Source organism: Pseudomonas sp. OIL-1 (genome assembly GCF_010669185.1).
Classification (GTDB): domain Bacteria; phylum Pseudomonadota; class Gammaproteobacteria; order Pseudomonadales; family Pseudomonadaceae; genus Halopseudomonas; species Halopseudomonas profundi.
The window spans coordinates 514800-529515 of record NZ_CP048629.1; the positions used below are offsets into that span (position 1 = coordinate 514800).

A 14716-nucleotide genomic window follows, 5' to 3' on the forward strand; every position below is an offset into this window, starting at 1 on the left:
ATTGTAGCCAGTTTCAGGCGGAGTACGGTGAGCGAAACTCGCGCTGATCATCACATTTATGTTTCGGTCTGTGTGCGTGCTGCCTGTCTTGGCAAGCCCATCATGACGGCAGGGCTAGCCCTGGCCCTGGCTCTCAAATTCCTGCAGTGCCTGCCGACAGCCGGGGCCAGCGTCTTCCCCCAGCCCCAGCTCCACCCAGGGTAATATCGCCAGCGGCGGCGCGACGATCGCTCCGAGCACCGTCGCTACGCCGCGCGCAAGCAATCCAGTGGATACGACGCTCACTTGCAGGTTGCTGAAAGGACCCGCTACCTGCACCGGCGAGTCGAGCGACAGCAGGCTCAAGTCCTTTGCATGCGCCTCCAGCACAACATCCAGCTGTTCCGCGTCCAGGTTGATTGTTCCCGCACCGGTGAAATTGGTATCGGCCGTGCTTACAAAGAACTGTTCGATCTCGGCAATGCCCTGCTCAGCATCAAGCCTCGCATAGGCACAGCGCATGGAGACCGGACCCTGGTCAGTATTGATAAGCGCAACCATCAGGGCTTCACCGACATCCAGCCCCAGGATCTCCACTGCCAGCCTGTCCAGCTCACCTCCGGATATCGCCGCCTCGACGAGGCCGTCGAGGCTCGCCATTAGCTCATCCATTGAGTTGCCCTGGAATCCCAGATCCGTTCTACCGCCGATTACTCCCGCCGAGTCTTCAGCCACGTCTCGCAAATCGGCACGACGCAGCAATGCCGACATTGTCACGCGCTTGATGCTCAGATCCAGCTCGCCTTCGAGCGGCAAGTTGGCTGCGTCCAGCTCCAGCCGGCCGGTTATTTCTCCACCGCCAACACCTACCTGCAAGGGCTCGACGGTAATCACACCTTGATCCAGCTCCAACTCCAGCGACACGTCGTTCAGCGGCACACTGGGGCTGTTGAGCGTGTCAGCCTGGTAGCGCACCCGCGCGTCCATGTTTTGCAGAGGCTCAAGGTTGAAAGGGTCGTCGGAAAAGATCTTGTCTGATTCAGGCTCATCTTCCTCAATCTCTGTTTTTACCCACAAGGGCTCCAGATCCTCAATATCCAATCGAGTTGAGTGCAAGGTCGCATAGAGCATCCGACGATCGCCCCGCTGCAGCCGGACGTCACCGCTGAAATCGCTCTCCCCTAGTCGGACTTGCAACTCATTGAGCCTTGATAACTGGTCATCCCAGCGGAACCGACCCTCCAGCTCATAGGCCGGCAGCCCAGGCAAGTCAAACCCTGTAAGGCGATTGAGGCTGGCTGGGCCGGGGCCGCTCAGGTGGACCTGTACGTCAATGGCGCCGAGCTCCAGGGGCTGCACGATGGTACCGTCTATATCCAGACGGGTTTCCTGGGAAACCAACGTACCTTTGATCGGATAAGGTTGCTCGGACGCGGTGAGATCGAGCAGCGGCCCCACCTCAAGATCGAAGTTGAACGGCTGACCATTGCGCGAGCCAGTACCCTCGAGATGCGCGCCCGGCTGTTCAGACGCTGCGACATCACGCGACTGGGCGTTGAGCTGTAGGTGCAATTGCTGATCGGGCGCGTCGTAGCTCAGGTTGGAGTCGTTGATTGTCAGGATGCCGTCGGAGAATCCCCCGTCCAGCTCGCCCGTTACCACACCCAGCTGAGGATAGCCTTGCGGCTCGAGCAGCTCTCCCAGGTCAACGCGTTCGAGCTGAAGATCCATCTCTACACTCGGCGGGCCTGGGTCGACGCTCAGGGAACCGGCCAGGTGACTCTCTCCCACCTGAGCTCTTAGCTCGCTCAAGGACCAGGCTTGCTCGCCGTGGCTGACTTGCGCCTCAAGGTTGAATGCGGGGATCGACAGATCCGGCTGACCCAGCATCGCGGTCACATCGGCACCTGCCGGGGCGGATGCCTGCAACGTCCCTTGCAGATCTTCAAACTGCAGTAAATCACCCGCCGTGCCGTCGAAGGATATCCGCAGCTCGCCTAGCTGGCCTTGCAAAGCTACCGAATAATCCGTGTTTTCCTGCAACGCCCGCGACGGGGCGCCGCCTTCAGCATTCAGCTGAACGGGCCGGCCCTGATACCGACCCTGGAGCGATATATCGAGACGGTGATCGCCCGCCGCCTCGCCGCGGGTCTCAAACTCGGCTCGCAAATCAGCGTCGAGCGTGGCGTCCCGGTAGGTCAGCACGCCATCACTCAGGTTAACTGAATCAGGGATTACCGGAGGCTCGTCGCTGTCTTCTTCCGATTGCAGGGCCTGCCAGTTGCTGGTGCCGTCTTCACGCCGTTCCAGATGCACCACAGGTTGCTGCAGATCAAGACGCCCCAGGCCAATACGGCCGCGCAGAAGCTGGCCTGTCTTGATCGTTGCCTCCATCGCAGCCAGCTCCAGCATGCGCTCGTGCTCGGCCCAGTCGGGATTGGCAATGCTGACGTTTTTCATCTGTATACCGAGCGGGAAGCCCCACTCTATATCGAGGTCGCCAATTATGACCTCACGACCTTCCAGACGTTGGCTGACCTGATCTTCCAGAAAACCCTTCGCCCACTCAGAGTCCAACAGCGCCATCGCTGTTGCGAGAAGCAAGGCAATCACTGCGACACTGACCAGAATCACTTTTACCGGTTTCGTCACGATGGCGCTCCCGTACGCAGGGTTTTCCAAAGCTCATTCTTAAACCGACACCCTCATCGCAATAATGCTCACCAGATTTTCAATATCAGCCTTTCAAAATCAGCCAATACAGCATCGCATCCAGCCTTCAAGGCTGCCCCGTCGACACCTCCCTGGCCTGCACCGACAGTTCGATCATCCTCACGGCCAACGCGTTGCGCTCTGGTCGTCAACTCGCGATTTAGTGACAAAACGTGAACTTCCACCGTGAATATCGCTACTAACTTTTTGATTGCTCGCGATATGGACTGTTAATCAAAGCGCCATGTTGTTCGCGTCAATGCATTCGTCCGAATCGTGCCCGTGCACGCTACTCAGGAGAACAACCATGGCAACGTTAAACGACCCTGCTACTACCAATACCGCTCGAGCAGACCTCGGCAGAACTGAAATCGCCAACGCCACATTTGCCCATAAACGTATTTCCTGGGGAGCGGTATTAGCTGGCGTAGCGATGGCGATTGTCGTGCATCTACTGCTGGGTGTGCTCGGGATCGCCATCGGCATCAGCACCATTGATCCAATGCAGGAGGGCAATCCGGTAGCCGGGCTTGGTACAGGCTCCGCCATCTATCTGGTCATCAGCGCGCTTATTGCGCTTTTTGTTGGTGGTTATGTTGCCGGCGCGCTGGCCATGATCCAAGACCGCCGTGACCGCACGTTGCACGGCCTGACTACCTGGGCTGTGGTAACCATTCTTATGTTCATGTTGCTGACGACCGCGGTCGGTCGAATCATTGGCGGCACTGCCAGCATGGTAGCGTCCGGCGTATCAGCGGCTGGCGATGCTGTAGCATCAGCTGCCGGACCTATCACCGACCAGGTCCAACAACAGCTGGAGGAAGCCAATATTGATCTGGACCTTGCCGCTATCCGTCGCGAAGCACGCGAGCTGACGCAGCAAGCCGAGACCCCGGAAATGCGGCCTGCGCAAGTTGAGCAGGATGCCGCACAGATCGGCGATCAGGTGGCCACCCAAGCCCGGCGCGTTGCCAGAAACCCTGACGAAGCGAATGATGCGATTCAGGAGGTATTGGATCGGGTTCAGCGCGAGATGAACGAAAAAATGAGCGCCGCCGACCGTGAGTCGCTGATCAACGTGCTGGTGTCGCGTACGGACATGACTGAACAGGAAGCACAAGAAACCGTACAAAACTGGGAACAGACCTACGAAGAAGCCTACCAGACCGCGCAGGAAGAGCTCAGCCAGTTGCAGGAAGAGGCTGAACAGAAAGCTCGCGAATGGGGCGATACTGCTGCAGACGCTACCGCTACGGCCGCGTGGTGGACCTTCATCATCCTGCTCCTGAGCGCTATCGCTGCCGCCATCGGTGCGAATGTCGGCGCTAATCGCCCTGCTGTTACAACCCGCGAACAAGCACACGTTTGATAGACGGCGATGACCTGGCGCGCCTGCGGTTTGGGCGCGTCCTTGCCAAGCCACGCCCTACACAGCGCATCAAATCGGCTTTTCCCTTTCCGTCGCTATCCTTGACAGATCACTCGGCGATAGCGCGATAGCTGGCCTTCTGTGGAAGGCTCTGGATAACCGCCTGCCAGCGCTTTCGTCGTTATATCTCTTCAAATGTTACACTCCGCCGGTCCGGTCGGTAGCAAGTGGCCACACCAACCCATGCTGGGTCGTTCAATTCGGGTGTTCCAGCCAAAATTTAATCGACAGCGCAATAGGCGGCACCATCCGGGCAGTCACCAATCCTCTGCCTGAACCGTCCGTAACATCGCGCTGATTTGAAATTGCGTACATCAAATGCATAGAAAAAGTGCGGGTGCGAGTACCAAGGGCACACTTGGCCTCGACCTGAAAGTTGCTGCGGGCCTGGCGGCCGCCTTCGTATTCTTCGTTTTGAGCACAGCGGTTGCGATCTACACCACGCAGCTTCTCAAATCGAGCAACGAGAAAGTACTGCAGACGCATAAGGTCATTGTCGCCATTGATCGTCTGTTGGCGGACGTCCAGGATGCCGAAACCGGCCAGCGGGGATTTCTGCTTACAGGCGATGAGCGCTACCTTGAGCCCTACAACCGAGCGGTTTCCCAGATAAGAACCCGGATGCGGGTGGTCGAGGACCTGATCGCGCGCAACGAGGCACAAAGCTGGCGTGTTGATGAGCTTCAGGGGTACATCACCACTCGGTTCCAGGAGCTGGAAATCATACTGGGCATCTATGTGCGCGAAGGACGGGAGGCCGCGATTGCTGGCGCGAACCTGGAGCGCGGCAAGACAGAGATGGATGCCATTCGCCAGGTGATTTCCGAGCTGCGCGAAGAAGAAGACGTGTTGCGGACACAGCGGATGGAAGCCATGAACAAGGCCTATACGGTCGCGTTCATCACCAGCGCGTTGTCCGGCGCGCTCGGAATAATCCTGACGCTGGTCATCGCCGTCCTGATCCGCAAAGCGACTCTGGAGCGCCGTCGTGAGCAGTGGCTGCAAGGGGCGCAGGTGGGTCTGGCGTCGGTGGTCATGGGCGAGCAGTCAACTGAGGAGCTGGGGCAGAACATACTCCGCTTCCTTAGCAGTCATCTCGGCGCAGTGGCGGGTGCCATCTATACGCAGGATAACGGCCAGTATTCACTGCTGGCGCGATACGGCGTGCCTGAAAACGGCGATCTTCCGGCGCATTTCAAAGGCAATGACAGTCTCTTTGCCCATGTATTGGAAGACCAGCGCCCGATTACCGTTGGCGAGCTACCGGAGGGTTATATCAGCTTCGGCTCCAGTCTCGGCCAGCAGACGCCGCGCTTCCTTGCGCTGGGACCCGCAACAGCGGACGGCGAAGTCAAAGCGCTCTTCGAACTCGGGTTCCTCAATCCCGTCGGCGATAACGTGCTCGCTCTGCTTGAACACTCCTCCGGGACCATCGCCGCGGCGATCAAGTCAGCCGAATTCCGCGCCCGGCTCGAGGCGCTGCTTGCCGAAACGCAGCGTCAAGCCGAAGAAATGCAGGTTCAAAGTGAAGAGTTGCGGGTTTCCAACGAGGAGCTGGAAGAACAAGGCCGAGCGCTGAAGGAATCCCAGGCGCGGTTGGAGCAACAGCAGGTCGAGCTGGAACAGACCAACACACAACTCGAAGAACAGGCGCAGGAGCTGGAAGGCCAGCGCGATGAGCTGGAAAAAGCCAACGTGGCGATTCAGCTGAAGGCCCAGGAGGTCGAGCAGGCAAGCCGCTACAAGTCGGATTTCCTGGCCAATATGTCCCACGAACTGCGTACGCCGCTCAACTCGTCGCTGATTCTTGCCAAGTTGCTCGCCGACAATTCGGAAGACAATCTCACGCCCGAGCAGGTGAAATACGCCCAGACCATTCAATCCTCGGGCAACGACCTGCTGAACCTGATCAATGACATTCTGGATCTGTCGAAAATCGAGGCGGGTCATGTGGAGATTCAGCCCGAAACGGTATCGACCGAACGCATGGTCAATTCCCTGCGCCATCTTTTCGATCCGCTAGCCAACGACAAGGGCCTCGCCTTTTCACTGGAGGTCGCAGCGGATGCCCCGCCCTCCATCGAAACCGACCCGCAGCGACTGGAACAGGTGCTGAAGAACCTGATTGCCAATGCCATCAAGTTCACCGACAAAGGCAGCGTAACGCTGACTTTGCGCTCGCTGAGCGACGACCAGATCGCCATTTCGGTAATCGACACCGGGATCGGTATCGCAGACGATCAGCAAGCGCACATCTTCCAGGCCTTTCATCAGGCTGACAGCACCATCAGCCGCAGGTTTGGCGGGACCGGCCTGGGTCTTTCCATCTCCCGCGAAGTAGTCAGGTTGTTGGGCGGCACCCTTCAGCTGAAAAGTCGCCCTGGATTGGGTAGCACCTTCACGGTGGTCATACCGCAGCGGTACCATGGCGCCATCGTCAGCACGCCGGCGCCTGAAGTTCAGGCGTTACCGCTGGTACCGGGTTTCGCCACTCCGTCTGCGGCAGTGCAGCCGAGAACGCAGCTGCAGCAGCGCACAGGCGTGGTCGACGACGATCGCCTGAAGGGTGACGACACGGCTCGCAGGCTTTTGATCATCGAGGATGACAGATCCTTCGCACTGATCCTGCGTGATCTCGCGCGCGAGTCCAACTTCCTGGCGCTGGTAGCCGAAACAGCACATGAAGCGCTGGAGCTTGCTCGCCAGTTCCTGCCAAGCGCCATCGTGCTGGACGTGGGCTTGCCCGATCAGTCTGGTCTGTCGGTCCTCGATCGCCTCAAGCGCGATACACGCACTCGCCATATCCCTGTGCATATCATCTCTGCCGATGACTATTCAGCGCGCGCTCTGTCGTTAGGCGCCATCGGCTATGCGCTCAAGCCGGTACAACGCGAACAACTGATCGGGGTGCTGCAAGCGCTCGAAGCGAAAATCTCGCAGAACCTGCGGCGCGTGCTGATCGTCGAGGATAACCAGGTCCAGCGTGAGGCGGTAAGCGAGCTGATCAGCTCGCACGACGTCGAAACGGTCGGCGCTGGAACCGCGGCCGAGTGCCTGGCCTTGCTCAGGGAGCAGACGTTCGACTGCATGGTGCTCGACCTGTCGCTGCCGGACGCCTCCGGCTTCGACCTTCTGGAAACCATAAGCCAGGACGCCGCACACGCCTTCCCGCCGGTCATCGTTTACACCGGGCGCGTACTGACTCGCGAAGAAGAACAGACGCTGCGCAGCTATTCCAAATCGATCATCATCAAGGGTGCGAAATCGCCGGAGCGGCTTCTGGACGAGGTTTCGCTATTTCTGCATCAGGTGGTCTCGGAACTGCCGGACGAGCAACAGAAAATGATTCGCAAGGCTCGCAATCGTGATGCGCTGCTGGAAGGCAAGCGCATCCTGATCGTGGAAGATGACGTGCGCAATATCTACGCGCTGACCAATATCCTCGAGCCCCGCGGCGCATTGATCGAGATTGCGCGCAACGGCCAGGAGGCGCTGCAGAAACTGGATCAGTCACTCGACCAGCCGGAGCGCCACATTGATCTCGTTCTGATGGACGTCATGATGCCTGTCATGGATGGCCTGACGGCTACCCGCCATATCCGCATAAATCCGAACTGGAAGAAGTTGCCCGTTATCGCACTGACAGCGAAGGCCATGCCGGACGATCAACAGCGATGCATCGAAGCCGGCGCCAACGATTACATGGCCAAGCCGCTTGACGTAGAGAAGCTGCTCTCGCTGGTCCGGGTGTGGATGCCGCAATGATGGAGACGTTCGAAAAGATCGAAGACATCGAGATCCGCCTGCTTCTCGAAGCCCTGTACCACCGGTACCATTACGATTTTCGCGACTACGCCATGTCGTCGATCAAACGGCGCTTGAGGCAAGCGAAAGAGAATATGGGTCTTGCGACCATTTCAGCCATGCAGGAGCGCGTGCTGCATGATCCCGACATGTTGCCGCAGATGCTTCGCTACCTTACGGTCCAGGTCAGTGAAATGTACCGTGATCCGAGCTATTTTCTGGCCATTCGGCAACTGGTCATCCCGCATCTGCGGACCTACCCTTCGCTTAAGGTCTGGGTGGCAGGCTGCAGTACCGGCGAGGAGCTCTACTCGCTTGTTATCCTCTTCCGCGAAGAAGGCCTGGAAGAGCGCACGCTGTTCTACGCCACGGATATCAACCCGGACGCATTGCATCAGGCCGAAGCCGGTATCTACGATGCGGAACGCGTTCGACAGTTTTCGGAAAACTATCGCCAGGCCGGTGGCAAGACGTCCCTGTCCGATTATTATCACAGCCATTACAACCGCTGCATCCTGGACAAGAGCCTGCGTCGAAACGTGGTTTTTTCCGACCACAGCCTGGTTACAGACCAGGTTTTCGGTGAGATGCACCTGATATCGTGTCGCAATGTGATGATCTATTTCGACCGTGACCTGCAGGATCGCGTGGTGGGTCTGTTCAAGGATTCGCTGCCGCGACAGGGTTTTCTCGGGCTCGGCGCCAAGGAAAGTCTGAGGTTCTCGACGCACGCCAATGCCTTCCGTGATTTCGTGCGCACAGAGAAAATTTACCAGAGGACGGATTCATGACCGGAGCATCGAAGGGAGCCGTGATCATCGGCGCATCAGCAGGCGCACTTGAGGCACTGTCAGTCCTCCTGCCGCCGCTTCCCGCCGCATTCCCACTGCCGATTTTCGTGGTCGTGCACGTCCCTTCGGACAAACCCAGCGTGCTCGCTGACATCTTCGATGCCAAATGCAATCTGCGGGCAATCGAAGCGGAAGACAAGGAACCCGTCATGCCCGGCGCCATCTACTTCGCCCCGCCGAACTATCACATGCTGCTGGAAGACAAGCAGAACATAGCGCTGTCGAACGAGGAAGAGGTGCTGTTCTCGCGCCCCTCGATCGATGTAGCGCTGGAAAGCGCAGCCGATGTCTGGGGTGATCAGTTGATCGGCATCATCCTGACGGGTGCCAATCAGGACGGTGCCCGAGGGCTGCAGGCCATATCCGCAGCAGGCGGCACGGCAATCGTGCAAAGCCCGGAGAGGGCCTACGCCAGGGCCATGCCCGAAGCCGCCATAGCGGCGTGTCCGCAAGCGCAGGTTATGTCGCTCCCCGATATTGCCGCCTACCTGTCGAGGATCTCCGAATGAGCACACCAGTCAAATTTCTCCTGGTCGATGACCTGTCCGAGAATCTTCTTTCTCTTGAAGCGCTTTTACGACGCGAAGGTCTCATACTTCTGAAGGCACAATCCGGCGACGAAGCACTGGAGTTGCTGCTCGATCACGATGTGGCGCTGGCATTGATCGATGTTCAGATGCCTGGGCTCAACGGCTTTGAATTGGCCGAGCTGATGCGCGGTAACGAGCGCACACGGCGGATCCCTATCATCTTCGTCACGGCAGGAACCCATAGCGCTGAACGCCGGTTTCAGGGTTACGAAGCCGGTGCCGTCGACTTCATTCAGAAACCGATCGAGCCGGACATCCTGCGCAGCAAGACCGATGTCTTTTTCGAACTCTTCCTTCAGCGTCAGCTGCTCGCCGAGCAACGCGATCTGTTGCAAGCACAGGCAGAGGCTTTGCAACGGTCCGACAAGCGCAAGGATGAGTTTCTTGCCGTGCTGGCACATGAGCTCCGCAACCCACTGACCGCACTCAAGAGCGGGCTGGAACTGCTCGTGCGCAAGCCAGCTGAACCGCAGGCAGGAAAGATCAGAAGCCTGATGGAAACCCAGATGTCGCATATCGTCCGACTGGTCGACGACCTTCTGGACGTGTCGCGCGTCACGCAGGGCAAAATCGAACTTCGCTTAGCGGTGTGTGACTTGCGAGAGGCTGTATGGTCGGCAGTCGAGATGGCTAAAGCGGCGATCGAGGCGCAGAACCATACTCTTAGTGTGAATCTGCCCGACCACCCGGTCGAGCTCATGGCCGATCAGGTGCGCATCACCCAGTGCATCGCCAATCTTCTCAACAACTCGACCAAATACACTCCCAGCGGCGGACACATCGACATCACGCTCGACAGCACGCCGACCGCGTCCAGCTTGACTGTTACCGACAACGGATTAGGCCTGACGCTGGATGCTTCCACAGCGATCTTCCATATGTTCGAGCAGGTCGAAGACCACCTTCAACATGCCCACGGCGGGCTCGGAATCGGCCTTGCGCTAGTCAAGCAGCTGGTTGAACTGCACGGCGGAACCATAAGCGTTTCGAGTGAAGGTCCGAACAAGGGCAGTTCCTTTACGCTCGAACTACCCAAGGTCGTTACTCCAAGCACCGCGCCTATCAAGCCGAGCGCTGTGCATAACTGAGGGGAGCGAGAAGGTTAAATCCCGACTCTCCTCGTTGTAGGCCATCCTGGACCTCATGCCGAATGCCGCCACACCGGCAGGCAGGTGAAATCGAAAAAGAAATTCTAATCTTCGTTGAAGTAATCGCTATCCAGCTGCTTGACCTCGTAAACATGCTTCACGCTACAGCCGAGGTTGTTTTCCACCATCAATGCGGCCAGCTCAACACCATCAATCAGCACCACTTTCATATCCAGACTCAGCGCCGCTTCGCGCGCACCAGCAGAAAAGTCCGAAGTCGTGATGAACACGCCCTTGCGAGCTCTTCGACGGGTTAGCGCACCGATGAATTTATCAATTTCCGGGCGGTGTACCGTGTTTGTCCAGCGCTTGGCCTGCAGGTAGATAACATCCAGGCCGAGCTTGTCCTCTTTGATGATACCGTCGATGCCATCATCATTGGTGGCCTGAGTCGCCTGCCCGGCTTCCTTACGCGAGCCGCCGTAGCCCATGGCGATCATCAGATCCACTACCACCCGCTCGAAAAAGGTAGGCGTGGCGGCACGCACCTGCTCAAGCAATTCATCAGCCAGCGACTTCACCAGCGTTTGATGCGCGCTGGATAATTGCTCATCGGGAGTGGCCTGCTCGACCGGTTCAGTCTGTTCTGCCTCGATTGGGTTGTCGGCCGGGCGCGGGGTATGGAAGCTGGCGAACTCCGGGTAGCGCTTGAGCCAGCCGACGGTAATGCGCTCGGGTCCTGTGCTGAGCACCTCAAGCCCCCGCTCGGTAATCTGCACCATCCCCTTGGCCGGTATGTGCAACAGGCCAGCCTTGTTCAGGTAAGTGCGCGCCCAGCCAATGCGGTTATTGATGACCGTCTGCTTGCCGGACGCCACGCGTTCATGCAGCTCGGCCTCGGTGAGCTGCGAGCTGTTGGCGACTTGCTCACGCAGACTACTCAGCGCCACAGGCGCACCATCGGCCACTGCGGCCAACACCGGTCGCATCAGGCTCTGAAAATCTGGAATCGCCATGGTATTACTCCTTGGTAAAGGTCGGCGGCGCTGGCCTACGTTACAGACGCAGCACCCTCAAAAGTTGTCTGCGTTCTTCAGGCTAAGACCTTACGGCTATGCTTGCCCTTCGGCGCTGCTGCCCGCTCCGCCTTGATCCTCTCCAGCAACGCCGCCGCACTGTTCTCCCCGCTGATCAGCTCCGGGTTATCCTTGCGCCACTGCTCAGTGAGCTCGCCCCGGAAGGCTTTGGCCAGGATGGACTGGGTGAGATTGTTGACGCAGGCCAGGGCGTTGTTGACCTGTTGTTCGATGCGGTCGGCGTGGGCGAAGAGTTGGTCTACTTGGCGAACGATTTCGGTTTGTTCTTCTATCGGCGGGAGTGGAAGCGGCAACGTTTTTATACGGCTTAAAGCAAGTTTGCCTTGGGCGGCTGATTTTGTTTCTAACCGGATTATATCCTGTAGATACTCACTTCTTAGCCAGATGCTTAAATAGCTGGGCTCCAGACCAACATTGAAGTTTGTAATTTTGGCTGCGTTTTCAGTTAGATTTGCACCGTGGTGACTTTCCGGAACGATACCCGCGTCGCCGATTGAGGCACCCACAATTGTGATGTAGGCATCGCCTGCATTGACGGTGTAACGACTTATCACCTTCCGTACAGCCCCGGTTATGAAAAGCTGAGCGTTTCTTCCTTCCTGTCCTGTTATCACTGTACCGTTTTTAAGTTGCCCTGCTCGTATATATGGATATCCGGTGTTTTCGGAAACTAACTCCTCTCCTTTCGGGAGACGTTTACCTCCTTTTACTTCAGCAACCGCTCCAATTGAAGTGGCTGTCCAACTAGCCGGTATTTCAAGGGGGTCGAAATCTTGGTTCTCCGCAGAATCTCGCCACTCCTCCGTCAACCGCCCACTCACCGCAGCAGCCAGCGCGGACTGGCGGAAGCGTTTGAGGATTTGCGGGATGCGTTCGAGGCGGGCTTTGGTGTTTTCCACCTGAGCCAGCAGGGTGCCGAGTTTGTCGGCGATGACTTTTTGTTCGGCGAGGGGCGGGATAGGCACCGAGAGATTTTTTAACTTTGTACCGTTAACGTTTGGCTGTCCAATTCCGGCACTAAAGGCTGTGATTTGGCTCCAGTAATCTGGTGACCGAAAATAACTGGATAGAAATTCTATCGAAATGTCATCTAAACAGCGGACCCGGATCAAATACGAGGCATAGACAGCTTTCGGTATGTCGCCTACAAGCAGAAAGCTTTTTCCAACGGTCGCGCCGGTTCTGGCGAAAACAAGATCTCTAGGCTTGAGCCGGTATTTCTCGATTTTTTCAGCATCGATTTCACAATTCGGTACGCCGGGCCAGTTTACGGCGTTGTTCTGTATATCTGTAATACGCAGAAGCCTTACCCCTGTCGGTTCAGAAGTTGCCGATGCGGTGTAACCGTAGGAGATATCTGAAGAGATATCTCCTAACTTAGCCAGTTGCCAGACTTTGGGAGTGAGTCGGTTTTGCATTACTTAACCTCACCCATCACTTCCCGCAAAAGCATCCTAGCCCCATCAGCCTCCTCCTCAGCCCCCAATTCTCGCATCAACGCATCCAGCTCACCGAGTGCCTGCACCAGTTCCCCCATCGCCTCACCCGCCAACACACTCGGCTCCGGCAAATTGGCCGCATCCACACTGTCGCTGTCTTTCAACCAGGAGATATCCAGCGAGTCGTCCTTGTGTTCGGCAATCCACTGGCGGTTGAAGCTGCGCCAGCGGCTGTAGGCCAGGCGCGGATCGATGCCTTCGTTTTCCTCGCTGTGTTCGGGCAGTTCGATGTCTTCGGAATGGAAGCTGTATTCACCCTCTTTGCGCTCGCTGTCGCCGTTGGGGCTTTCTCCGTAAACGGTTTCAAACGGCTTCAGGTGCTGGTCGCCAAAGGGTGTGCGTTTGCCGAAGCTGGGCATGTTGGTGCGCAGGTCGTAGACCCAGACGTTCTCGGTGCAGTTTTCTTCCCGGTACTTGTCCATGGCGCTGCCCTTGGTGAAGAACAGCACATTGGTTTTCACGCCCTGGGCATAGAAGATGCCGGTGGGCAGGCGCAGGATGGTGTGCAGGTTGCACTTGTTCATTAAGTCCCGGCGCACGTCGGTGCCGACGCCGGCTTCGAACAGGACGTTGTCCGGCAGTACCACGGCGGCGCGGCCACCGGGTTTGAGGTTGCGGTAGATGTGCTGCAAAAAGGCCAACTGCTTGTTGCTGGTTTTATAAGTGAGGTCGTCCCGGGTGATGCTGGCATCACCGCCCTTGCTGGTGCCAAAGGGTGGATTGGCGAGAATCACGTCAGCCTTCTCCAGCCCGGCGCCGGTCTGACCCAGAGCGTTGCCCAGCTGCACGACGCCTTCCTTCCCCCCTTCCATGCCGTGCAGCAGGCAGTTCATCAGCGCCAGGCGGCGGGTGCCGGGCACCAGTTCGATGCCCACGTAGGCCTTGGTGGTCTGGAAGGTTTTGTCTTTGTCGCTCAGTTCGTACAAATCATCGGTCTGACTTTTGATGTATTCGTGAGCGGCAATCAAAAAACCCGCCGTGCCGGCTGCCGGGTCCTGGATGCGTTCGCCGGGTTGTGGCTTCAGGCAGCGCACCATGGTGTTGATCAGCGCGCGGGGGGTGAAGTACTGGCCAGCACCGGATTTGGTTTCGTTGGCGTTCTTCTCCAGCAGGCCTTCGTACAGATCGCCGAGGCCGTCTTTCTGGGCGCTGAACCAGTCAATCTGATCCAGGGTTTTGATCATCTGTTCCAGGTGGCGCGGCTCGCGCAGACGGGTCTGGGCATCGGCGTAGATGGCGCTGATCAACGGATCGTCGTGAACCAATTTGCCGTCGCCATCCTTGCCGGTGGAGAGGCTAAGCAGGATGCGCTTGTAGTCGTTCAGCAGGTTGATGCCGGATTTGCCATTGAGGTCTGTCCAGCGACAGCCTTCGGGCAGCGGGTGCTTTTTCAGGGTGCCGGCTTCAGTGTTCTCGTGGACCATCTTGATAAACAGCAGCAATACCAGTTCGGTGACATAGTCCGAGTAGTTGATGCCGTCGTCGCGCAGCACGTCGCAGAGGTTCCAGAGTTTCTGGACGATGTCGTTATTGGTCATGGGTGATCCTGTATAGAAAACGGAGAAATCTTTATGTATTGCGGTGACATGTATAGAAAGAGTCCTTTTTCTTTACACCTCGATTGGGCCATGTCGAGAAAACGCCGAAAAATCGACACAGCTTGCACC

The 14716-nt window shown here is 57.7% G+C and carries 9 protein-coding genes; 5 read left to right on the forward strand and 4 right to left on the reverse strand.

What is annotated here, in order from left to right; genetic code table 11:
- Positions 1-114 precede the first annotated feature (114 nt).
- Entirely contained in the window at positions 115-2631 is a 2517-nt protein-coding gene (locus G3M63_RS02355; RefSeq protein ID WP_163981785.1) for an AsmA family protein, read from the reverse strand.
- A 367-nt stretch (positions 2632-2998) separates the two neighbouring features.
- On the opposite strand from G3M63_RS02355, the gene G3M63_RS02360 reads away from it, so the two are divergent.
- The 5 genes from G3M63_RS02360 to G3M63_RS02380 all read left to right on the forward strand — a co-directional run bounded on the left by G3M63_RS02360 (position 2999) and on the right by G3M63_RS02380 (position 10453).
- Positions 2999-4060 carry a hypothetical protein gene (locus tag G3M63_RS02360; RefSeq protein WP_163981786.1) on the forward strand — a complete coding sequence of 354 codons (1062 nt, stop codon included), beginning with the start codon at positions 2999-3001 and terminating at the stop codon, positions 4058-4060.
- A gap of 378 nt (positions 4061-4438) precedes the next feature.
- On the forward strand, positions 4439-7885 hold the full coding sequence (locus G3M63_RS02365; protein WP_163981787.1) for a response regulator: 3447 nt from the start codon (positions 4439-4441) through the stop codon (positions 7883-7885).
- A complete protein-coding gene (locus tag G3M63_RS02370) occupies positions 7882-8715 on the forward strand; it encodes a protein-glutamate O-methyltransferase CheR (protein WP_163981788.1) in 834 nt (277 codons plus the stop codon). The genes G3M63_RS02365 and G3M63_RS02370 overlap by 4 nt, the downstream gene beginning before the upstream one ends.
- Positions 8712-9284, forward strand: a complete 573-nt coding sequence (locus G3M63_RS02375) for a chemotaxis protein CheB (protein WP_163981789.1) — start codon at positions 8712-8714, stop codon at positions 9282-9284. The genes G3M63_RS02370 and G3M63_RS02375 overlap by 4 nt, the downstream gene beginning before the upstream one ends.
- Positions 9281-10453 (forward strand): hybrid sensor histidine kinase/response regulator, encoded by a 1173-nt coding sequence (locus tag G3M63_RS02380; RefSeq protein ID WP_163981790.1) that lies wholly within the window; start codon positions 9281-9283, stop codon positions 10451-10453. Before G3M63_RS02375 ends, G3M63_RS02380 begins: the two co-directional genes overlap by 4 nt.
- Before the next feature lie 104 nt (positions 10454-10557).
- Here G3M63_RS02380 and G3M63_RS02385 read toward each other — a convergent pair whose 3' ends face one another.
- The 3 genes from G3M63_RS02385 to G3M63_RS02395 form a co-directional block, all read right to left on the reverse strand.
- Positions 10558-11469, reverse strand: coding sequence for a restriction endonuclease (locus G3M63_RS02385; protein WP_163981791.1), 912 nt, complete (start codon positions 11467-11469; stop codon positions 10558-10560).
- 77 nt (positions 11470-11546) lie between these two features.
- On the reverse strand, positions 11547-12968 hold the full coding sequence (locus tag G3M63_RS02390; protein WP_163981792.1) for a restriction endonuclease subunit S: 1422 nt from the start codon (positions 12966-12968) through the stop codon (positions 11547-11549).
- Positions 12968-14587 (reverse strand): N-6 DNA methylase, encoded by a 1620-nt coding sequence (locus G3M63_RS02395; RefSeq protein WP_163981793.1) that lies wholly within the window; start codon positions 14585-14587, stop codon positions 12968-12970. The genes G3M63_RS02390 and G3M63_RS02395 overlap by 1 nt, the downstream gene beginning before the upstream one ends.
- Between the last annotated feature and the right edge of the window lie 129 nt (positions 14588-14716).